Origin of the sequence: Nocardia pneumoniae NBRC 100136, assembly GCF_000308755.1 — a bacterium.
Lineage (GTDB): Bacteria > Actinomycetota > Actinomycetes > Mycobacteriales > Mycobacteriaceae > Nocardia > Nocardia pneumoniae.
Genome location: NZ_BAGF01000017.1, coordinates 173746 through 193761, shown reverse-complemented (window position 1 = coordinate 193761; position 20016 = coordinate 173746). Strand labels below are relative to the sequence as shown.

At 69.6% G+C, this 20016-nt stretch carries 20 protein-coding genes; 6 read left to right on the top strand and 14 right to left on the bottom strand.

Features of this window, described 5'->3' with window-relative positions:
* Window positions 1–131: 131 nt before the first annotated feature.
* Window positions 132–1676: an IMP dehydrogenase gene (guaB, locus tag ON34_RS04470; RefSeq protein WP_174371999.1), complete on the bottom strand. Its 1545-nt coding sequence runs from the start codon at window positions 1674–1676 to the stop codon at window positions 132–134.
* Between the two features lie 223 nt (window positions 1677–1899).
* Here guaB and ON34_RS04465 point away from each other — a divergent pair, with 223 nt between their 5' ends.
* Window positions 1900–2313, top strand: a complete 414-nt coding sequence (locus ON34_RS04465; protein ID WP_011207424.1) for a DUF5319 domain-containing protein — start codon at window positions 1900–1902, stop codon at window positions 2311–2313.
* Window positions 2314–2510: 197 nt separating this feature from the next.
* Here ON34_RS04465 and ON34_RS04460 read toward each other — a convergent pair whose 3' ends face one another.
* The 3 genes from ON34_RS04460 to ON34_RS04450 form a co-directional block, all read right to left on the bottom strand.
* Window positions 2511–3659 carry an anti-sigma-D factor RsdA gene (locus tag ON34_RS04460; protein ID WP_051022141.1) on the bottom strand — a complete coding sequence of 383 codons (1149 nt, stop codon included), beginning with the start codon at window positions 3657–3659 and terminating at the stop codon, window positions 2511–2513.
* Window positions 3652–4230, bottom strand: coding sequence for a sigma-70 family RNA polymerase sigma factor (locus ON34_RS04455; protein WP_040774594.1), 579 nt, complete (start codon window positions 4228–4230; stop codon window positions 3652–3654). The genes ON34_RS04460 and ON34_RS04455 overlap by 8 nt, the downstream gene beginning before the upstream one ends.
* Window positions 4231–4363: 133 nt before the next feature.
* Complete coding sequence (locus tag ON34_RS04450) at window positions 4364–5233, bottom strand: hypothetical protein (RefSeq protein WP_051022140.1); 870 nt, start codon at window positions 5231–5233, stop codon at window positions 4364–4366.
* Window positions 5234–5862: 629 nt separating this feature from the next.
* On the opposite strand from ON34_RS04450, the gene ON34_RS04445 reads away from it, so the two are divergent.
* From ON34_RS04445 to ON34_RS04435, 3 genes are all read left to right on the top strand, one after another.
* Window positions 5863–6156 carry a WhiB family transcriptional regulator gene (locus ON34_RS04445; protein WP_039796164.1) on the top strand — a complete coding sequence of 98 codons (294 nt, stop codon included), beginning with the start codon at window positions 5863–5865 and terminating at the stop codon, window positions 6154–6156.
* A gap of 423 nt (window positions 6157–6579) precedes the next feature.
* Window positions 6580–7155: a sigma-70 family RNA polymerase sigma factor gene (locus ON34_RS04440; protein ID WP_040774592.1), complete on the top strand. Its 576-nt coding sequence runs from the start codon at window positions 6580–6582 to the stop codon at window positions 7153–7155.
* 1 nt (window position 7156) lies between these two features.
* The gene (locus tag ON34_RS04435; protein WP_040774590.1) at window positions 7157–7408 is read left to right on the top strand and encodes an RskA family anti-sigma factor; all 252 of its coding nucleotides are present in this window, start codon (window positions 7157–7159) and stop codon (window positions 7406–7408) included.
* Between the two features lie 227 nt (window positions 7409–7635).
* On the opposite strand, the gene groL is transcribed toward ON34_RS04435, so the two are convergent.
* Together groL and groES are read right to left on the bottom strand one after the other, a co-directional pair.
* A complete protein-coding gene (groL, locus tag ON34_RS04430; protein WP_040774588.1) occupies window positions 7636–9246 on the bottom strand; it encodes a chaperonin GroEL in 1611 nt (536 codons plus the stop codon).
* 137 nt (window positions 9247–9383) lie between these two features.
* Complete coding sequence (gene groES, locus ON34_RS04425; RefSeq protein WP_014981824.1) at window positions 9384–9683, bottom strand: co-chaperone GroES; 300 nt, start codon at window positions 9681–9683, stop codon at window positions 9384–9386.
* Window positions 9684–10268: 585 nt separating this feature from the next.
* Between groES and ON34_RS04420 the strand changes: the two genes are divergently transcribed.
* Complete coding sequence (locus ON34_RS04420; protein WP_040774585.1) at window positions 10269–11810, top strand: DUF7159 family protein; 1542 nt, start codon at window positions 10269–10271, stop codon at window positions 11808–11810.
* A 238-nt stretch (window positions 11811–12048) separates the two neighbouring features.
* Here ON34_RS04420 and tsaD read toward each other — a convergent pair whose 3' ends face one another.
* The 7 genes from tsaD to ON34_RS04385 all read right to left on the bottom strand — a co-directional run bounded on the left by tsaD (window position 12049) and on the right by ON34_RS04385 (window position 18953).
* Window positions 12049–13110 (bottom strand): tRNA (adenosine(37)-N6)-threonylcarbamoyltransferase complex transferase subunit TsaD, encoded by a 1062-nt coding sequence (tsaD, locus tag ON34_RS04415; protein ID WP_040774583.1) that lies wholly within the window; start codon window positions 13108–13110, stop codon window positions 12049–12051.
* Window positions 13107–13613 carry a ribosomal protein S18-alanine N-acetyltransferase gene (gene rimI / locus ON34_RS04410; protein WP_040774582.1) on the bottom strand — a complete coding sequence of 169 codons (507 nt, stop codon included), beginning with the start codon at window positions 13611–13613 and terminating at the stop codon, window positions 13107–13109. The genes tsaD and rimI overlap by 4 nt, the downstream gene beginning before the upstream one ends.
* A 2-nt stretch (window positions 13614–13615) precedes the next feature.
* The gene (tsaB, locus tag ON34_RS04405) at window positions 13616–14308 is read right to left on the bottom strand and encodes a tRNA (adenosine(37)-N6)-threonylcarbamoyltransferase complex dimerization subunit type 1 TsaB (RefSeq protein WP_040774580.1); all 693 of its coding nucleotides are present in this window, start codon (window positions 14306–14308) and stop codon (window positions 13616–13618) included.
* 54 nt (window positions 14309–14362) lie between these two features.
* Window positions 14363–14815, bottom strand: coding sequence for a tRNA (adenosine(37)-N6)-threonylcarbamoyltransferase complex ATPase subunit type 1 TsaE (tsaE, locus tag ON34_RS04400; protein ID WP_040774578.1), 453 nt, complete (start codon window positions 14813–14815; stop codon window positions 14363–14365).
* Window positions 14808–15896 carry an alpha/beta fold hydrolase gene (locus ON34_RS04395; protein ID WP_051022152.1) on the bottom strand — a complete coding sequence of 363 codons (1089 nt, stop codon included), beginning with the start codon at window positions 15894–15896 and terminating at the stop codon, window positions 14808–14810. The genes tsaE and ON34_RS04395 overlap by 8 nt, the downstream gene beginning before the upstream one ends.
* Window positions 15893–17128: an alanine racemase gene (gene alr / locus ON34_RS04390; protein WP_083889138.1), complete on the bottom strand. Its 1236-nt coding sequence runs from the start codon at window positions 17126–17128 to the stop codon at window positions 15893–15895. Before alr ends, ON34_RS04395 begins: the two co-directional genes overlap by 4 nt.
* A gap of 379 nt (window positions 17129–17507) precedes the next feature.
* On the bottom strand, window positions 17508–18953 hold the full coding sequence (locus ON34_RS04385) for an NAD(P)H-hydrate dehydratase (protein WP_040774576.1): 1446 nt from the start codon (window positions 18951–18953) through the stop codon (window positions 17508–17510).
* A 42-nt stretch (window positions 18954–18995) separates the two neighbouring features.
* Here ON34_RS04385 and ON34_RS04380 point away from each other — a divergent pair, with 42 nt between their 5' ends.
* A complete protein-coding gene (locus ON34_RS04380; RefSeq protein ID WP_040774574.1) occupies window positions 18996–19421 on the top strand; it encodes a cupredoxin domain-containing protein in 426 nt (141 codons plus the stop codon).
* 66 nt (window positions 19422–19487) lie between these two features.
* Here the strand turns inward: ON34_RS04380 and ON34_RS04375 are convergent, their stop codons facing one another.
* A complete protein-coding gene (locus ON34_RS04375; protein ID WP_040774571.1) occupies window positions 19488–19970 on the bottom strand; it encodes a MarR family winged helix-turn-helix transcriptional regulator in 483 nt (160 codons plus the stop codon).
* Window positions 19971–20016: the final 46 nt, after the last annotated feature.

Below are 20016 nucleotides of genomic sequence, written 5' to 3'. Positions count from 1 at the left end.
TTACCAGTGGTAGGTGGGCAGCGCAGGTCGCTCCGCACCACCCTGCCACACAGCTTGCTCGTCGCCGATTGCTTGTCGAGCAAGCTCAATCATGCACGGACCGGTTGGTCTTGTACATGAACAAGGCCGGGCTAGCCGCGGCCGGTGTAGTTAGGGGCCTCGACGGTCATGGTGATGTCGTGCGGGTGGCTCTCCTTCAGACCCGCCGCGGTGATCTGCACGAACTGCGCCTCCTGCAGATCCGCGATCGACTGCGAACCGGTGTAGCCCATGGCGGCGCGCAGCCCGCCGACCAGCTGGTGGATGACCTGGTTGACCGGCCCGCGGAACGGCACCCTGCCCTCGATGCCCTCCGGCACCAGCTTGTCCTCGGCGAGCACATCATCCTGGAAGTAACGGTCCTTGGAGAACGACTTGGCCTGCCCGCGGCCCTGCATGGCGCCCAGCGAGCCCATGCCGCGGTAGCTCTTGAACTGCTTGCCGCCGACCAGGATCAGTTCACCCGGCGATTCGGCGGTGCCCGCGAGCAACGAGCCCAGCATCACGGTGGACGCGCCCGCGGCGATGGCCTTGGCGATATCGCCGGAGAACTGGATGCCGCCGTCGGCGATCACCGGGACACCCGCGGGCTTGCACGCCGCGACCGCCTCCAGGATCGCGGTGATCTGCGGCGCGCCGACACCGGCCACGACGCGGGTGGTGCAGATGGAGCCGGGGCCGACACCCACCTTCACCGCGTCCGCGCCCGCGTCGACCAAGGCCGCGGCGCCCGCCCGGGTGGCCACGTTGCCGCCGACCACCTGGATGCGGTCGCCGACCTCGGTCTTGACCTTGGTCACCATCTGCAGCACCTGGGCCTGATGGCCGTGCGCGGTGTCCACTATGAGCACGTCGACACCCGCGTCGGCCAGCGTCATGGCGCGCGACCAGGCGTCCTCGCCGACGCCGACCGCGGCGCCCACCAGCAGACGGCCGTCGCGGTCCTTGGTGGCGTTCGGGTACTGATCGGTCTTGACGAAGTCCTTGACGGTGATGAGTCCGCGCAGCCGTCCGTTGCCGTCGACGATCGGGAGCTTCTCCACCTTGTGCCTGCGCAGCAGGCCGAGCGCGGCCTCGGCGGTCACGCCCTCCTGGGCGGTGATCAGCGGGGCCTTGGTCATCACGTCGGCGACCCGGCGGTTCTGGTCCACCTCGAAACGCATGTCGCGATTGGTGATGATGCCCACAAGCGCGCCGGTCTCGTCCACCACGGGAAGCCCGGAGATGCGGAACCTGGCGCACATCGCGTCGACCTCGGCGAGGGTGTCGGTCGGGCGGCAGGTGACCGGGTCGGTGACCATGCCGGCCTCGGACCGCTTGACCGTCTCCACCTGGGCGGCCTGGTCGGCTGTCGAAAGGTTGCGGTGCAACACGCCCATGCCGCCCGCGCGGGCCATGGCGATGGCCATCCGCGCCTCGGTCACCGTGTCCATGGCCGAGCTGACCAGCGGGGTGCGCAGCCGGATCTCCCTGGTCAGCAGGCTGGAAGTCTCCACGGAACTGGGGATCAGATCCGATGCGGCGGGCAGCAGCAGCACATCGTCGAACGTGAGGCCGAGCATGGCGATCTTGTTCGGATCGTCGCCACCCGTAGGAGGGCGGACTGCGATTCGTTCGCCCGATACGGGATTACTCATTCGGATCGACCCCTCCTGGACGTCGATAGCGACCGACACCGGACGGAGCGGCGTCGGGACGGCTGATGGGATGGACGGTGGCGTGGGCGGCGGTGCGGTGGACCCGCCGTAGCCTTGCTCCATGGTATCGGTCCGGTGAACTCGCCGACGAAGTGAGGCCACCACCGAAACTGGCGGGCCGCATCGCTGGCGCAGACGGCCCTGTTCTGCGTACCGTGGGGATGTGCGCGACCATCTACCACCTGGCTTGCCGCCGGATCCATTCGCCGGAGACCCCTCCGACCCGTCCGCCGCGCTCGATGCCATCGAGCCCGGCGAGCCGCTGGATCCCCACGAGCGCCTTGCGGTCGAGGAGGATCTCGCCGACCTCGCGGTATACGAGGCACTGCTGGCCCATCGCGGTATCCGCGGACTCGTGGTCAGCTGCGAAGACTGCAGGCAGGACCACTACCACGACTGGGACATGTTGCGCGCCAACCTGTTGCAGTTGCTGGTCGACGGCACGGTCCGCCCGCACGAGCCCGCCTACGACCCGACGCCGGAGGCGTATGTCACCTGGGACTACTGCCGTGGCTACGCGGACGCCTCGATGAACGAGGCCTTCCACGGCGACGGGTTCGACGGATTCGACAGCTGAGACAGCCCTCCCACCGACGAACGCGGCCCGTTCGAGGCTCGCGTATCCGATGCTTGCCACTGTGATTTTCGACGCACACGATCACGGCGGTAGGCGGACGGCGCGCCGTCGGCAGACCGACACGCCGACAGCGCGACAGACAGAAAGCCGACCGCCGGACAGCGATCGGTTCATGTCTTTTTCGAGGTTCCTTCTGTTCAGCGACCGGGTTGTGTGAACGTACCGGGGCTGAGGGGGACGCCGGGCACGACGACAGTCGGTGGCGTGTAGTTGTCCTGGGGCGGCACCCGCGTGGCGGGAGGCTGCGGCTGCTGCGGCGCGGTCGGAGGACCCCCGGTGTCCGCCGTGGGTTCCGCGGTGGGCGGCTTCACGTCCACTGTCGGCGCGGTCGGCGGCTGCTGGGGCGGCGTGGTGGGTTCCACGGTCGCCTGCGGCGGCGTGGTCGCCGCGGGCGGCGGGGTGGTCACCGGCGGGACGGTAGTGGGTGCGCCGCCGCCGTTCGGTGTGGTCGCATCCGTCGGTTGCGTCGGCTTGCCGGACTGCTCCGTCGGCTGCTGCAGGATCGTCGTGCCGGGGCCGCCGGTCGCCGGATTGGGCCGCGTGGTCGCGCTGTTGCCCGGGGTCGCGCGCGGGTCGGTGGTCTTCGGCGCCGTCGACTCGAGCTGGTCGGCCAGCTCCGGCGAGTACTTGCGCAGCTCGACGAGCAAACGCTGCCACTCGGTCATCAGCTCGCTGCGCTTCTCCGGATCGCTGACCTGCTCGGCGGTCTCCCTGGCCCGCTCCAGACGCTCCTTGGCCTGCGTCGGGTTCTGCGAGACCAGCGCCGACGCCTGGGTCAAGTCGCTGTCGGCCCGCTGCACCACGGTGGTCTGGGCCTGTTCACTGAACACGACCTCCTTGACCCGCCACAGCGGATCGCCCGGCTCAGCGTTGTAGGAGAACGCGGTCATGCCCCCGATGACCAGGGCCAGTGCCGCCGCGGTGCCCATGATCGGGCGAAGCAGCCGTAGCCGCCCACCGGCGTGTGCTCCGATGCGAGCCTGCCGCGCGCCGATCTCCTGGTTGACCGCGGCCACGATCGCATCCAGATCCGGCTCCGCCGGCATCGGCGGGGCGATCAGCTCCGCGCGCCAATCCGCGAGCAGCGTCGCGAGCTGATACTCCTCGGCGCTGTCGGTGTGCACCGGACCATCGCTGGCGATGGCGTCGATCAGAGCATCGTCGCGGCGTACCGCGGCGATGTCGACCGGGCCGGTGTCACCGGACGCCTCGGCGTAGGGACCGCTGTTCCGCGATCCAAGCCGCGCCTTCCAGTCACCCCGACCGCGCTCGCCATCCCTAGCCATACATTTCACCTGCCCTCGCCACTTGTGACTTGAGTTTCGCGAGTGCCCTGTGTTGGGCGACCCGTATCGCACCCGCCGTACTGCCCACGGCGACTGCGGTTTCTTCCGCTGACAAACCCATGACCAGGCGCAGGATCAAGATCTCTCGATGCTTCTCGGGAAGCGTCGCGAGCAGACGGTTCATCTGCCTGCTCGTCTCGGACTCGAGAGCTCGTTGTTCCGGTCCCTGGTCGGTGGATATGACATCTGGTACTTCGGCCATCGCCTCCGCCTTGTTACGGGCGGCATTGCGATGCGCGTCGGCGACCTTGTGCGAAGCGATCCCGTACACGAAGGCCATGAAGGGCCTGCCCTGGTCTTGATACCTGGGCAAGGCGGTCATCACAGCCAGGCAAACCTCCTGCGCAACGTCGTCCGCGGAGAGCTGCCCACGCTCCGCGGCTCCGATCCGCGCGCGGCAGTAGCGCACCACCAGCGGGCGGATCATCCCGAGTACCTGAGCTAAAGCGGATCTGTCGCCCTGCGCAGCGGCAGTGACGGCGAGGTCCAACTCTTCGCCCGTGTGCGTCATCGTCAGAGATATTCCTGGCGTTACAAGTGGCACGGTCCGGTGACGACCAGTGCTTCCACCGAAGGGGCGGAACGGATCTAACAATAGCGACCCGTTGGCGCGAACTTGGCAACACGGTGCTCTCCGTGATCATCTACCAGCTACCGAGGGGGCGCAGCGTCCCGCCGCGGCGAGCGACGATCGCCGCGCACGCCTCCGCTTCCGCCGCCGCGCCGTCGACACCCAGCCCGGCACGGAGCATGGCGCAGGCCCACCGCAGCGGAAGCAGATCGTGCGCGCGGCACTGTTCGGCCACCTCCGCGCTCAACGCGACCGATCGCTCGCGCGTGTCTCCCGCCGCGGCGACCAGCAGGCGTGACTTGATCCGGTGCCGCACCGAGGGCGCGCGCTCGGCGAGCTCCAGCGCGGCCGCCGCGTGCTCGGCCGCGGAGGCGGAATCGCCTGCGGCCAAAGCCGTTTCCGCGGACACCCAGTGCAGCCGGATCGCGGGACGCCAGCTGGTCCCGTGCCGATCGGCCGCCGCCGCGCTGCGCCGCAGCAGCCGATGGGCGAGCGCGAGCCGTCCGGTGCCGAGCGCGTCGGCGGCGAGTCCGGTGAGTGCGTCGCATATGGCGTCGGCGCGGCCGGGACGGTAGTGGGCGTCGGCGACGCTCTGCGGCGCGACGGCTTCGGTCGCGGCATCGGTCGCGAGAATCAGGGCGGCGGCCCGTCCGTCCAGAGCCGAGGCACGCTGGTGCCAGCCGAGCTGGCGCAGAAATGACCCTTCGGTACTTCCCGCCAGTGAGAGGAGCACCGGGTCGGCGCTGTGGTTGCATACTCTGCGCAATTCGACCCTGGCCGCGGCGTAGCGTCCCTGGCCACCGAGAACCACCGCGCGGTACCACCAGCCGAGCGCGTCCGAGGCGGGCGGCAACTCGGTGGCGGGACGGCCGGGATCGGCTCCGAAGGCGGCCTCGGCGAGGATGGTGAGACGAGGATCTTCGAGCGGAGCTGGCGCGAACACGGGCGCACTCTATCCCCTGGCCGACCAGGGCCCGGCGCGGGGAAAGATCCGCAGCAGCCCGCTGGCAACCTCCCGGCATTTCCGCCGTGGAGGCCATGTTGCCATTAGGTAAATCTCGCTCCGGCAATCGCCGAGCGCCCACCCCGGGAATTCATGCGTGTTTCGTGTAATTAACCTGGCCGCCCCGTTTCCGCCATCTCCGATCTGCACGACGCGAACGCCCCGGACGGCCGGGGTGATCGCCGCCATACGGCCGACACCGGCCATCGGAGCGCCGTCCGATCAGCAAAATGGCTTCTACCTGCGCAAACCCGACTTGACCCGGTGCATGGCCAAGCCACGGACCACCGGCCAACCGAACAGTATCGCCGGAACCAATGCGAAAAGTAAACAGTCCGGAGGTTAAATTTGGCAGCGCGAGATTTGGAAAACTACTGCGCCGAACTATTGACGGAATTTCGCGGCTGGACCTAACGTAGCTCATCGCCACGGACGGCGCCGCGCGAAATTGCAGCGACCGCGAAGGGCGAGCCCAAGGGCCACCCTCGCCGACACGGCGCCGTGGCCCACAACTGTTGCAGAACAACTGCTCGACAATGCTGACGAGCTCGCACCACGAGGAGTTCACCATGCCCATGCCGACCCACCTTCCGGGACCCAACGCCGATGTCTGGGATTGGCAGATGCGGGGGTCTTGCCGCGGGCAGGACTCCGCGGTGTTCTTCCATCCCGATGGCGAACGTGGCCGGGCCCGCACCGCGCGCGAGATGCGCGCCAAGGAGATCTGCCGTACCTGCCCGGTGCTCATGCAGTGCCGCGCCCATGCGCTGAAAGTCAGCGAGCCCTATGGCATCTGGGGCGGCATGTCGGAAACCGAGCGCGAGATGCACGCGCGGCGCAACCGCCGCCGCATGGCCGTCTGAGCCGAATCCCCTCCCATCCGCCCGCCGTCGGGCGTCGAATGCCTAGCAAACAACGGGCCACTACAACAAGCTCCGGCCGAGCCGCGCACGCACCACGGCGATCGGTTCGGCTCGGGAATCGGCGCGTGGGTTCCGATCGGTCACCATCGATCGGCCGGCCGCCGTGGCGCACGGTCGAGAGCCGTGCGGCCGGTTGATCCGGGGTGTTGCGGGCACGATCAGCGTGTTTCTTCCGAGATGTCCGGCGTGTCGCGGTTTTTCCCGCAGCCGCTGGCCTACCGTCAGTTCGCGGGTACCCCACCGGAAGGGAGATCATAGCGACGCGCTACGGTAGTGACCGATGACACAGAATGGAGCGTTGTGACAACGCGGCCGCCAGCCGCAGAGGGCGACTCGTTCCGAAGAGAAGCCTTCCCACCCACGGTGGATTCTGCGGTTACGGCACGCGCAGCCGAAAGTATCGAGCTCGCCGCCCTTTTGCATCGATGCGGCCACGCCGACCAGGAAGCATTCGCCGAGTTGTACGACCGGACGTGTGCGCGCGTCTTCGGTCTGGTGCTGCGGGTGCTTCATGATCCGGGATACGCGGAGGAGACCACCCAGGAGGTCTATCTGCAGATCTGGCGGATGGCAGCGAGTTTCGACCCGGCGAAGGGCTCGGCGGTCACGTGGTTGATGACGCTCGCGCATCGGCGCGCCGTCGACCGGGTCCGCGCCGAGCAGGCCCACACCCAACGCGAAGTCGCCTATGGGATTCGGGTTCTGGGCAACGAATTCGACGAGGTCACCGAAGAGGTGGAGCGCAGGTTCGAGCAACAGGCCGTGCTGGCCGGTCTCGCCACCCTGACGGAGACCCAGCGGGAAGCCATCTCGCTCGCCTACTACGGCGGGCGAACCTATGCCGAGGTGGCCACCTACCTCGACGTAGGGTTACCTACGGTGAAGTCCCGGATCCGGGACGGATTGACACGACTGAAAAGAAGTTTGGGGGTGACGTGAGATGAACGAACGCCAGATCGATCTCGCGCACGCCGTCGCGCTCGGATCGATCGCCGACGAAGACCGTCACGAAGTGCAGGAACTGCTCGACAGCGAGGACCCCGTGCTACGCGCGGAGTTCGCCGAACAGGTGAGAATTACCAAGAAGGCTCTTTCCGCTTTCGCCGCAGCCGCGGCGGTCACCCCGCCGCCGTCGCTGCGTGCTCGCTTACTCGCAGCCATCTCCGCGCAGCAGCCACCGGTCGCCAGCTGAAGCTCCCCCGCCTCTCCGCGTCTTCAGGCCGTACTAGTCGGTAGCACGGGATTCACGTTCAGGTCCTGCGTTGGGTGCCACTCATGTTCTGGGCGTGCCCGGTGAGTTACCCATGTGCTCACGAAATCAGTTGTGCTGTTTCGTGAGCGCATGGAGTAAAGCGACGAAAGGCCCTCGAACCGCGTGGTTCGAGGGCCTTTCCTCTGGTTTGCTCGAGCAGTGTCCGCTCAGTGCGCGTGGCCGTGGTGGCCGTGGTTGTTCTGTTCCTCGGCGGGCTTGTCGACCACGGCGCTCTCGGTGGTGAGCACCATGCGCGCGACCGATGCCGCGTTCACGACGGCCGAGCGGGTCACCTTCACCGGGTCGACGACACCGTCGGTGAGCAGGTCGCCGTAGCTGAGGGTGGCGGCGTTGAAGCCCTCCTTGCCCTCGGCCACCTTGCTGACCACTACGGCGCCGTCCAGGCCCGCGTTGGTGGCGATCCAGTACAGCGGCGCCCGCAGCGCGGTGCGCACCACCTCGACGCCGACCGCCTCGTCACCGGACAACGAGTCGCGCAGTTCGACCAGCTTGCCGCTCGCCTGCACCAGAGCGGTGCCGCCACCGGGCACGATGCCCTCCTCGACGGCGGCCTTGGCGGCGCTCACCGCGTCCTCGACGCGGTACTTGCGCTCCTTGAGCGCGGTCTCGGTGGCCGCGCCGACCTTGATCACCGCGACGCCACCGGCCAGCTTGGCCAGCCGCTCCTCGAGCTTCTCGCGATCCCAGTCGGAATCGGTGGCCTCGATCTCGCGGCGCAGCTGCGCGACCCGGCCCTCGATGTCCGCCGCGGAACCGGCGCCGTCGATGATGGTGGTGTCGTCCTTGGTGACGACGACGCGACGCGCCTTGCCGAGCACGTCGAGGCCCGCCTCGCGCAGCGAGATGCCCAGGTCGGGGTTCACCACGGTGCCACCGGTGACCACGGCCAGGTCGTCGAGGAACGCCTTGCGGCGATCACCGAAGAACGGCGCCTTCACCGCGACCGCCTTGATCGTCTTGCGGATCGCGTTGACCACCAGGGTGGACAGCGCCTCGCCCTCGACGTCCTCGGCGATGATCAGCACCGGCTTGCCGCTCTCGGCGATCTTCTCCAGCAGCGGCAGGAAGTCCGGCAGCGAGCTGATCTTCTCGCGGTGCAGCAGGACGAACGCGTCCTCGAGGACGGCCTCCTGGCTGTCGGCGTCGGTGACGAAGTACGGCGAGAGGTAGCCCTTGTCGAACTGCACGCCCTCGGTGACGACGAGCTCGGTCTGCAGCGTGGAGGACTCCTCGACGGTGACGACGCCGTCCTTGCCGACCGTGGTCAGCGCCTTGCCGACCATCTCGCCGATCTCCTCGTCGCGCGAGGAGACCGTCGCGACCTGCGCGATGGCCTGCTCGCCGGAGACCGGGGTGGCCAGCGCGAGCAGCGCCTCGGAGACCGCGTCGGCGGCCTTGGCGATGCCGGAGCCGACCGCGATCGGATTCGCGCCGGCGGCAACGTTCTTGAGTCCGGCGCGGACCAGCGCCTGGGCCAGCACGGTCGCGGTGGTCGTACCGTCGCCCGCGACGTCGTTGGTCTTGGTGGCGACGCTCTTGACCAGCTGCGCGCCGAGGTTCTCGAACGGGTCGTCCAGCTCGATGTCGCGCGCGATGGTGACGCCGTCGTTCGTCACGGTCGGGCCGCCGAAGGCCTTCGCGAGTACGACGTGGCGCCCGCGCGGGCCGAGGGTGACCTTCACCGCGTCGGCGAGCTTGTCGACACCGCGTTCCAGAGCCCGACGAGCCTTCTCGTCGAACTCGATCTGCTTTGCCATGTGTTCTGCTCCTTGGGTTCGCGGCGCTGCGGGTGGTCTATGGAAACCACGCCAGGCAATACGCCGAAGGCGCTAGCAACGCACTCCGCCCCGGGTCACGAAAGACACCGGGGCGGAACGCATGCGTGCCTGATCGGCTACTTGGTGACGACGGCCAGCACGTCGCGCGCCGACAGGATGAGGTACTCCTCGCCCTGGTACTTGATCTCGGTGCCGCCGTACTTGCTGTAGATGACGGTGTCACCCTCCTTGACGTCGACCGGGATGCGGTCGCCCTTGTCGGTGACGCGTCCCTCGCCGACGGCGATGACGGTGCCCTCCTGCGGCTTCTCCTTCGCCGTGTCGGGGATGACCAGGCCGGAGGCCGTCGTCGTCTCGGCCTCGTTGGCCTGGACGAGGATCTTGTCCTCGAGCGGCTTGATGTTCACGCTCGCCACGTTGAGCCCTCCACTTTCAGGGGATGTCGGTCGCCCGGAACTGTTGTTCCGGACTCATCGGTTCGGTCACGGTGCTGACCCTGGGCATAGCCCCGTCGTCGCGGGTGCCGGGACCCCTGCTCAGTAGTCAAGCTGCTGGCACAAGCACTACACACAGTGCCGACTAGCACTCTATACATGAGAGTGCCAGCGCTCAAGGCTGGGCGGTGCCAACATCGCGCGGCGCGCCCATAGTGCTCGCGGCTTGGCGATTAGTTCGGGAAAACAGTAACGTTCGGATAACGGATTGTGACACTATGGACGACGGTCGCTGTCCGGCCTTGTCGTTCGTCACCAACCGGCGACGCCGAGACCACGCAGGGGTACCACGGCGGCACCGGAACACACAGCGCCACAGCACCATCGTCGCACCACCAGCTTCACCAGAGAGCAACCCACAGTGATCCATGGCCGGTCCCCGCGACCTCACCCGGACGAGGGCCGGTTCGATTCCCGGTCCGGGTCGCACGTCATCCATACGGCGGTCCGGCAGTTCATTCGCGATGGTCGGCCACACCACGACCATCCGCTCGAAGGGAGGTGAACATGCGAACGTCCCTCGGCATCTCGGCGGGGACCGAGGTCGTGTGCTCGGCGCTGGTCGCCACCGCGTCCAACGGCGCACAGAGCTTCGACTACCGCGTCGTCTCCGCCGACGCGGCCCATTCCGATCTCGGTGACCTGGTGGCGTCTTCGATCGAACTGATGACCACCCAGCTGCCGACCACCCAGCCGCCGCGCGACATCGTCCCGCCGCTCGGTGGTCGCTTCGCCGGTGTGCCACGCGATTTGGAGTCCATGACCAGGCGTCCGCCCACCAGCGTCGCGGTCGCCTACCGCACCAAGGAGCAGGCGCAGGTCATCCGCTCGGCCACCGGGAAACAGCGTGATCTGCGACTCATCCCGGAGGGCACCGCCGCGCTGACCTATCTGCGGTACACGGGTCTGCTCGACCGGTACGAGACGGTAGCCATCGTGGATCTGGGCGCGTCCGGGCTCAGCGTCACCGTCGCCGACCTCACCGACGACTCCCTGCTCCGCTCCGATCGCACCGCGGCCGTCAGCGGCAAGGTCATCGACGACCTGATCTACCACCACTTGGTGGACCTGCACTTCGCCCGGCGCGGCACCCGCCCGAACCGCGGCATGCTGACCAACCGTGGCCGCGCGGCCAAGGAGCATCTGTCCGTCGCGCCCGCGGTCACCATCGACCATGTCGCCGGTCGCCCGCTGAAGCTGACCAGGGCCGACTTCGAAGAGTTGATCGCCGACCTGCTGCGCGACCTGACGGCGTTCGTCACCGCCGCCTTCACTCGCGCGCCGCGGCAACCGGAGGCGGTCGCGGTGATCGGCGGCGGCGCGAACATTCCCGCGGTGCTCGACCGGTTGACCGCGGCCCTGGACGTGCCGGTGCTCACGGTGCCCGACCCGGAGGCGGTGACCGCGAAAGGCGCCGCCCTGGTCGCGGATTCGGTGCAGCCGTCGGTGTTCCCGGTGGCGCTCGGCGGCGACGCGACCGCGGGGACGTTCACCAAGGTGTTCGGCACGCTGGCCGGGGCGATCGTGGTCGTCGGCCTGATCGTCGGCTACGGCGTGAAGACGTTCGCCCCGACCTCGGACGACGAGGTCTCCCCCGCGGGGACCACGAGCAGCGCCTCCCACCTGCCGACGCCGATGCCCGGCCCGCCGCCGACTCCGGCGAGCACCACCAATGGCGGCGACCAGGACAGCACCGCCCGGCCCACCACCAGCATCGCGCCGACCACCGCAGGAGGGGCGGGCAGCACCGGAGTGCCGTCGATCACGCCGACCCAGCCCACCCTGCGTCCCGACCCGAACCTGCCGCCGATCCCGTTCCCGGAACTGCTCGGCCCGATGTACGGCAATCGGACTGTGCCGCTGGGCGCTTCGTCCGATGCGGAGCCGAGCGGGAACGAGGGCACGACGCTCGGCACCGCCGCGATCGATACGAATTCGGTACCGCCCCAAGCGCCCGCGCGCTCGCGCCTACCGCTTGTGCCGCGAGTGAACTCGGGGTCGGCGGCCGATCCGGAGTTCGTCCCGGAGCTGCTCACCATGCCGAACTGACCTGGCATTTCCGGACTCGCTGTTGGTTTCGAGCCGGGGCTGCCGGATGGCAAGTCACGGCCACGCGAGAAAGCCGAATCGCCGTACCGACGTACCGGATCGCAAGAGGCGTGCGGCGGCATCCTGAAGCATCCGGCACCGCCTGCACGCAGCAGCGGCCGACCGAAGCGGCACCCAACGTACGAAATCCCGCGTCGCCCAACTGGAACGGCCCGAGTCGTCGCCAGAGCCGGGGAGCCTAACGACCCGGAGCGGCGGAGGAGACGAGGCTGACCGACACCGGCAGGCCCGGGTCGGTGGCGACCGTCAGCGGAGACGGTGCGGCGCCACCAGCGATCACATGTGCGCCGAGCGCCGCGATCATCACTCCGTTGTCCGTGCACAACCGGGGCTTGGGCACGCGCAGCGTCAAACCGGCGGCGGCGCAACGCTCCTCGGCCATCGAACGGATCCGCGAGTTGGCCGTCGCGCCGCCGCCGAGCACCAGCGTGCCGACGCCGACGTCCTCGGCCGCGCGCACCGCCTTCATGGTGAGCACGTCCGCGACCGCCTCCTGGAACGACGCCGCGATATCGGGGATGGGCAGATCGTCGGCGGCGATGCCATCGCGCTGCGCCGCCTCCACGTAGCGGGCCACCGCGGTCTTGAGGCCGGAGAAGGAGAAGTCGTAACGCGGGTCACGCGGTCCGGTCATGCCCCGGGGGAACGTGATGGCGTGCGGGTCACCGGTCGCCGCGGCGGCGTCCAGTGCGGGACCGCCGGGAAAGCCGAGTCCGAGCAGGCGCGCCACCTTGTCGAATGCCTCCCCCGCGGCGTCGTCGACCGTGCTGCCCAGCTCCACGATCGGCTCGGCCAGATCCGTGACGTGCAACAGATGGGTGTGCCCGCCGGAGACCAGCAGCGCGACGCACGGCGGCATCGGCCCGTGCTCCAAGGTGTCCACCGCGACGTGCCCGCCGAGATGGTTCAATGCGTAGAACGGCACATCCCACGCCGCCGCATACGCTTTCGCCGCCGCGACGCCGACCAACAGCGCACCGGCCAGGCCCGGTCCGATGGTCACCGCCAGCGCGTCCGGCTTCGCGATGCCCGCGGCCGACAGCGCGCGGCGCATCGCGGGCACGATCGCCTCCAGGTGTGCGCGCGAGGCGATTTCGGGGACGACGCCGCCGAAGCGCGCGTGCTGGTCGACGCTGGAGGCGACCTCGTCGGCGAGCAGTTCGCATGTGCCGTCGGCATTCCTGCGGACGATGCCGACACCGGTTTCGTCGCAGGAGCTTTCGATACCCATGATGATCACGAGAGCACCTCGTCCGGTGTACGCCACTCCCGCTCCGCGCCGGTCAGCGCGGGGCGGCGCATCGTGTACGCGTCGGCGCCGCTGGGGTGGTAGTAGTTCTTGCGCAATCCGATGATGTGGAAGCCGTGCTTGGCGTAGAGCGCGATCGCGGGCGCGTTGTCGGTGCGGACCTCCAGGAACACCGGGCCACCGCGCCTGCCTGCCTCGGCGAGCAGCGCCTCCAGCAGCAGCGTGCCGATGCCAGCGCGATGGCAGCGCGGGTCGACGCCGATGGTGTGCACCTCGGCCTCGGGGTGTTCGGCGTCACCCAGCAGGGCGATGCCCGCGTAGCCGACCATTCGCCCGTCGTCGTCGCGCGCGGTGATGTAGCGGTTGTGCGGCCCGGCCAGCTCGGACTGGAACGCCACCGCGGCCCACGGGTCGTCTTCCGGGAACAGCAATTGCTCCAGCTCGACGCAGCGCGCGATGTCGGCGGGCACCATCGGTTCGATTCGTACAGCCACCCTCACGCCCCCGTCCGGTCGAGCTTGCGATAGGCGTTCTCGACGGCGTCCGGCCTGCGTAGGTACAGCGGTACCAGCGGCTCCGGCACGGTCCGGGCGAGCAACTCGGCCGCCGCGACGCGCACCAGTCCGGCGGGCGAGGGTGTCTCCGCCGGGAGCACGGGAAGGTCGAAGAAGTCGACGTGCGAAGCGGATCCGGCGATGGCCGTGGCCGGTCCCGAGTCCAGATCGGCGGGCTTGCATACCTCGGGCCCCTCGACGCGCGCGCCTTCTCGATAGCGCGCCCAGTACACCTCGCGCCGACGCGCGTCGGTCACCACGAGCAGCTCGCCGGTCGGCGGCAGCTCCGCCGCGGCGTCGGCCGCGATCGCGTCCAGGCTGCACACCCCGTACACCGGGATGCCCAGCGCGTCACCGAACGCGGCCGCCGTCGCCATGCCCACGCGCAGGCCCGTGAACGGGCCGGGACCGACGCCGACGACGATCGCGGCGATATCGGTCCTGGAACGACCTGCCTCGGTGAGGCATTCGAGAATCTGCGGGGTGAGCACCTCGGCATGGGCGCGGGGATCGACCCGCACCCGGGAGGCGATGGTGCGCGCCTGGACGGGGCCGGCCGCGTCGGCGCCCTGAGCCAGGTCCACCAGTCCCGCTGTAACGGCGGGTGTCGCGGTGTCGACGGCGAGTACAAGCATGATTGGCCTAACGATACCGGGTGGTAGGCGCCACCGATGCGAGCTACCTGGTAGCTAACCCACCCATTCCCAGATCGCGGTGCGCACATCCGAATCCGGCTCGCGCGCCAACAGCACGCGCAGATGCCGCTCCGTGAGGTGCTCCACCACTCCGCGTCCCCACTCCACCACGACCACCGCCTGATGCAGATCGGTGTCCAGGTCCAGGGCGTCGAGCTCGTCCAGGTCGCCGCCGAGCCGATAGGCGTCCACGTGCACCATCGGCACCGCCGGCGCGCCCGCACGGTGCCCGGCCGGGTGCTGACGGGCGATGATGAACGTCGGCGAGCTGACCCGGCCCCGCACGCCGAGCCCTTCGGCGATGCCGCGGGTCAGCGCGGTCTTGCCCGCGCCGAGCGGGCCGTCCAGCACCACCAGGTCGCCGGCGCGCAGGTCCGCGGCCAGTTCGCGGCCGAGGGCCTCGGTGTCGGCGACCGTGGGCAGCACCCGTTGTCGCGGCTCAGCCACCGGCCACCTCCGAGGCGTCGCCGAGCATCGGTTCGATGGCGCCGGCGCGCACCAGCAACCGGTCGAGGGCGGCATTGACGATGTCCGGGTACTGCATGTGCGGCATGTGCGCGGCGCCATCCAGCCGGATCAGCTCACTGCCGGGCAATGCCGCGGCCAGCGCACGGGAATTGCGGAACGGGATCACCAGATCGTGGCCGCCGCCGAGCACCAAGGCCGGTGTGTCGGCCAGCGCGGGCAACGCCGCCGACTCGTCGTGCAGTTCGATGGCATGCAGGAACTTGACGATGGTTTCCACCGGCGTCCGATCGATCATCAGCGTCGTCAAGCGCGACAGGGTCGGGCTCACCGGGCCGTGGAACGAGCTGACGTGCAGGATCGGCGTGATCACGTGGCGCGCGGAGACGCGGCCCGCCTGCACCAGCGCGGGCGAGGCGTGCACGGCCAGCCGGAACCCGTCGATCGCGGGATTGCGCAGCAGCTGGCCTATCCCCGTCTCGGTGACCTCCGCGGCCGTCGTCGAGAGCAGCGCGATCCCGATCACCCTGTCGGCGAACAACTCCGGGAATCGTGCGGCCGCCGCGAGAATCGCCATTCCGCCCAGCGAATGCCCGACCAGCACCACCGGTCCGGTCGGCGTGGTGGCCGTCAGCACGGCGGCGAGATCACGCCCGAGTTGGGCGACGGTGCAGCTCGCGGTGCTCGGCGTACCGGAACGGCCGTGCCCGCGCAGATCGCAGAACACCATGCGGACCTGTGCGCCCCAGAGCTTTTCCAAGTCGCGGCGCTGGAAGTGGAAGGAATGCATGCTGTTGCAGAAGCCGTGCAGGAAGATCACCGTGACGGGCGCGTCGTCCGGGCCGCAGGTCCGGGTGGCCAGCGGCACGCCGTCGTCGGCGAGCACCGTGCCCGCGCGGTCCCCATCGAGCAGCGCGAAGTCCTCGTCGCGGTAGTCGTCGCCACGGGCGGGCCACAGCACACGCGCACCGGCACGACGCAGAGCGTGCGCTCCCGCCAGCGCGCCGACCACACCGAGGGTGGCCAGCCCGCCGCGCAGCGGGGTCACCCGGAAGCGGCTCACCGTGCCCCGCCGATGTAGCGCCGGGTGACCCGGCCGCGCGGCGAGCACACCACTTCGTAGTGAATGGTGCCGAGCAGATCCGCCCAATCCTGGGCGTGCGGTTGCGTTCCGAACAGAACCGCGGTGTCGCCCTCCTGGACGCCCGCCGCGTTGTCACCGAGATCGACGACGAACTGGTCCATGCACACCCGGCCGACGTTGCGGCGCCGGGCGCCGCCCAGCCAGACGTCGAACCGTCCGCTCAACGGGCGGAACACGCCATCGGCGTAGCCCGCGGGGATCAGCGCGACGGTGGTGTCGCGCGGCGCGATCCACTGGTGCCCGTACGAGACGCCCTCCCCCGCCGCGACCCGCTTGACCAGAACGACCCTGGCCTGGAAGGTCATCGCCGGACGCAGGCCGAAGTCGTCATCGGGTATCGGGGACAGGCCGTACATGGCGATGCCGGGGCGGACCAGGTCGAAGGCGAGATCGGGGCGGGTCAAGGTGGCGGCCGAGTTGGCGATGTGCACCAGCTCGGGTTCCAGGCCGTACTCCTTGGCCGCGGCGATCGCTTCCAGGAACCGGGCGCGTTGCACGTCGTTGTTGGGATGTTCCGGTTCGTCGGCGTGCGCGAGATGCGAGAAGATCGCGCGCAACCGCACCACCCGCTCGTCGACCAGAGCGCGCAGCGGCGCCAGGACCTGCGGGTATTCGACCGGCAGGACGCCGTTGCGGTTGAGTCCGGTGTCCACCTTCACGCTGACCGTCGCGGTGCGTCCGGTCTCGCGGGCCGCGGCCTCGACCGCCCGCAGATGCGCCGGCGAGGACACGCCGATCTCGATATCGGCGGCCACCGCGGCCGCGAAGTCCGCGTCCGCGTTGTTGAGCCAGCACAGAATGGGCGCGGTGATGCCAGCGGCGCGCAGCTGCACCGCCTCGGCCACCGTCGTGACACCCAGCTCGGCCGCCCCCGCCGCCAGTGCCGTCCTGGCCACCTCGACCGCGCCGTGGTTGTAGCCGTCGGCCTTCACCACCGCCATCACCCCGGCGTCCCCCGCGTGTTCCCGCAGGATCCGGACGTTATGGGCGATGGCATCCAGGTCGATGACCGTTTCCACTTGCGCACTCACGGCAGTGCTCTTCCGCCTCTCCGCGTCTTCAGGCCGTACCAGTTGGGTGGCGCGGGATTTGCGTACAGGTCCTGCGTTGGGTGCCGCTTCAGTTCTGGGCGTGCCCGGTGAGTTACCCATGTGCTCCCGAAACCAGTTGTTGCGTTGGCCTCGGTCAGTCTATTGGCGCGCACGGTTGCGGACGCGGCCGGTCGGCCAGCACGACTCAACTTACGGTGGGCACCGATCAGGCCAGCGCGATCGGCGCGGAGCGTGGCATACCCGTTTCGGCCCGCTTCGACGGGGTGAGCAGCTTCGAAGACATGCTCCCTTCGCTCGCCGAACTCGCCGCACGGCGGCACGGCCCTTATTCGTCGGCCAGCGAGCGCTCGATGCTCGTGAACCGCATTCTGCGGATGCGCCTAGACCCGCACCGTACAGGCCGTGGCGAATGCGCCTGGACCGGGCGGCAGGCTTCGCCTCAGCACCGGCCTCGCATTGCTCACCGAAGCACAGCCGGTCAGAACGGGTGGGCGAGGCGGCGGAGGACGCCGATCGCGGGGCGGACGTGGGCCGAGAGCAGGCTGGCCGAGATGGGGGCTCCGGCGGGGGCGGCGTCGAGGGCGGCGAGGTTCGCGGCCAGGGCGTGCACGCGCGCGGCCGCGGCGGCGGACCAGGCGGGGTCGCGGCCGGCCGCGAGCAGCGCGCCGATGATGCCGGAGAGCACGTCGCCCGCTCCGGCGGTCGCCGCCCAGGAACCGCCCGCGTCGTTGACCAGGACGGGGCGATCCGGTGCGGCGACCAGCGTGGCCCGGCCCTTCAACAGCACGGTGACCTGCCAGGAGTCGGCGAGTTCCCGGACGGCGGCCACCCGGTCCGCGCCGACCTCCCGGCCGGTGAGGCGGGCGAACTCGCCCGCGTGCGGGGTCAGGACGGTGGGGGCGGTGCGGTCGCGCACCAGCCACGGTTCGGAGGCCAGCAAGGTCAGGCCGTCGGCGTCGACGACGACCGGAAGATCGGTGGAGAGGATCTCGATGAGGCGCTTCCTGGCGTCGGCGTCGGTCCCGGCGCCGGGACCGAAGACCCAGGACTGGACACGTCCGGCGGCGGCGACCGTCCGCGTGGCGATCACTTCCGGGAAGTGGTCGAGCACCTCGGCCGCACCGGTTCCGGCATACCGCACCATGCCCGAGGTCGCGGCGACGGCGGCGCCCGCGCACAGCACCGCGGCGCCCGGATACGTCGCGCTGCCCGCGCACACGCCGGTGACACCCTGGGTGTATTTGTCGTCGGCCGGGCCGGGGACCGGCCACGCGGCGCCGATCGAGACGGGTTCCAGCGCCGCGAGGTTCGGTTCGGGCAGGCGTAATCCGATGGGAACCAGCTCGATTCGGCCGCACTGTGCCGCGGCGAGCGCGTGCACCGGTTTATAGGCGCCGAAGGCGACCGTGACATCCGCGCGGACGGCGGCGCCTTCGATCGCGCCGGTATCGGGGTCGACGCCGCTGGGCAGGTCGGCGGCGACGATCGGAGCGTCCAGCGCGGCGACGATTTCCGCCGCGCGCGGACGCAACGCGCCGTGACCGGAGATGCCCACGATGCCGTCGATCACCAGGTCCGGGTCGCCGACATGATCGGCGATTCGCCCGCCCGCCTTGCGCAGCGCGGCAAGCCCTTTCGCGTGCGCGCGTTCCGGATTCAACAGCACCGCGATCACCGCGACACCGCGGCGGCGCAGCTGCGCACCGGCCCAGAGCGCGTCGCCGCCGTTGTCGCCGGACCCGACCAGCACGGTCACCGCGCGTCCCGCGATACCGCCGGTGCGCTCCCGCAGTTCGCCAGCGACCACGGTGGCCAGGCCGTGCGCGGCGCGACGCATCGGCACGCCCTCCGGCACCCTGGTGAACAGCTCGGCCTCCGCCGCACGCACCTCCTCGACGGTGAAATAGCCCCGCTGCGTGGACATCGCCGCTCCCTCCGTCGGTGTGGCCTACTACGCTTGGCCATCATGCCAAGTGCCCGCCGCCGCACCAGGACCATCCAGGTGGTCACGGGAATCGCCATGACCGGCGCGCTGCTGCTGACCGGATGCGGCGGCGAATCCGGCTCGGCCGCCACGACGACGAGGAAACCGGCCCGCCCGACGACCACCACCGCGCAGCAGACCGGCGAGCGCAAGCCCGCCGCCGCCGTCGCGGTCGACGACATGAAATTCTCTCCCGCCGAGGTCACCATCAAGGCGGGCGACACGGTCACCTGGAAATTCGACGACAAGGTCCCGCACTCCGTGCAGGGCATCGGCGACAAGGCGATGGGCATCAACAGCCCCATTTTCGACAAGGGCGAGTGGAGCTACACCTTCACCACCCCGGGGACATACCGCTACCTCTGCTCGCTGCATCCCGAGATGCGCGGGACGGTCACCGTCGAGTAGCGCGGACGGACCCGGCGATCGGAGCACGCCTGTCAGCAGACGATCTCAGGCAGGCCGTCGAGTCCATCACACCGGGCGGTAGTCGCGGGTGCGGGCGCCGCGGGTGTTCAGCGCTTCGACGGCGGCGACGAGTGGAGCGAGCTCCGGGTCGGCGGCGGCTTGGCCGAGTGCGCCGGCGAGGGCGTCGTCGTGCGTGGGCCGGGCCTGCGCGAGGAGGTCGAGGCCCGCCGGGGTCACGTCGGTGTAGATGCCGCGGCGATCATCGGGGCACAGATAGCGCTGGAGCAGGCCACGGTCTTCGAGCCGGGAGACCAGACGGGTGGTGGCGCTCTGACTCAGCACCACGGCGTCGGCGACCTGATTCATCCGCAGGTGGCCACCGGGCCCGTCGTGCTGGCGGCTCAGGACGACCAGCAGCGAATACTCGCGAACGCTCAGGTCGTGGCCGGATTGCAGCGCCCTTTCGATGTGCGCCTCGATCCGATCGTGTAGCAGCGACAGTGCGTACCAACCATCGGCCAGGCCGGTCAGGGCGGCATCCGCGGTCATGGCGTTCCTTCGGCATCGGGGGATCCTCCGTCCAGGATAGCCATGC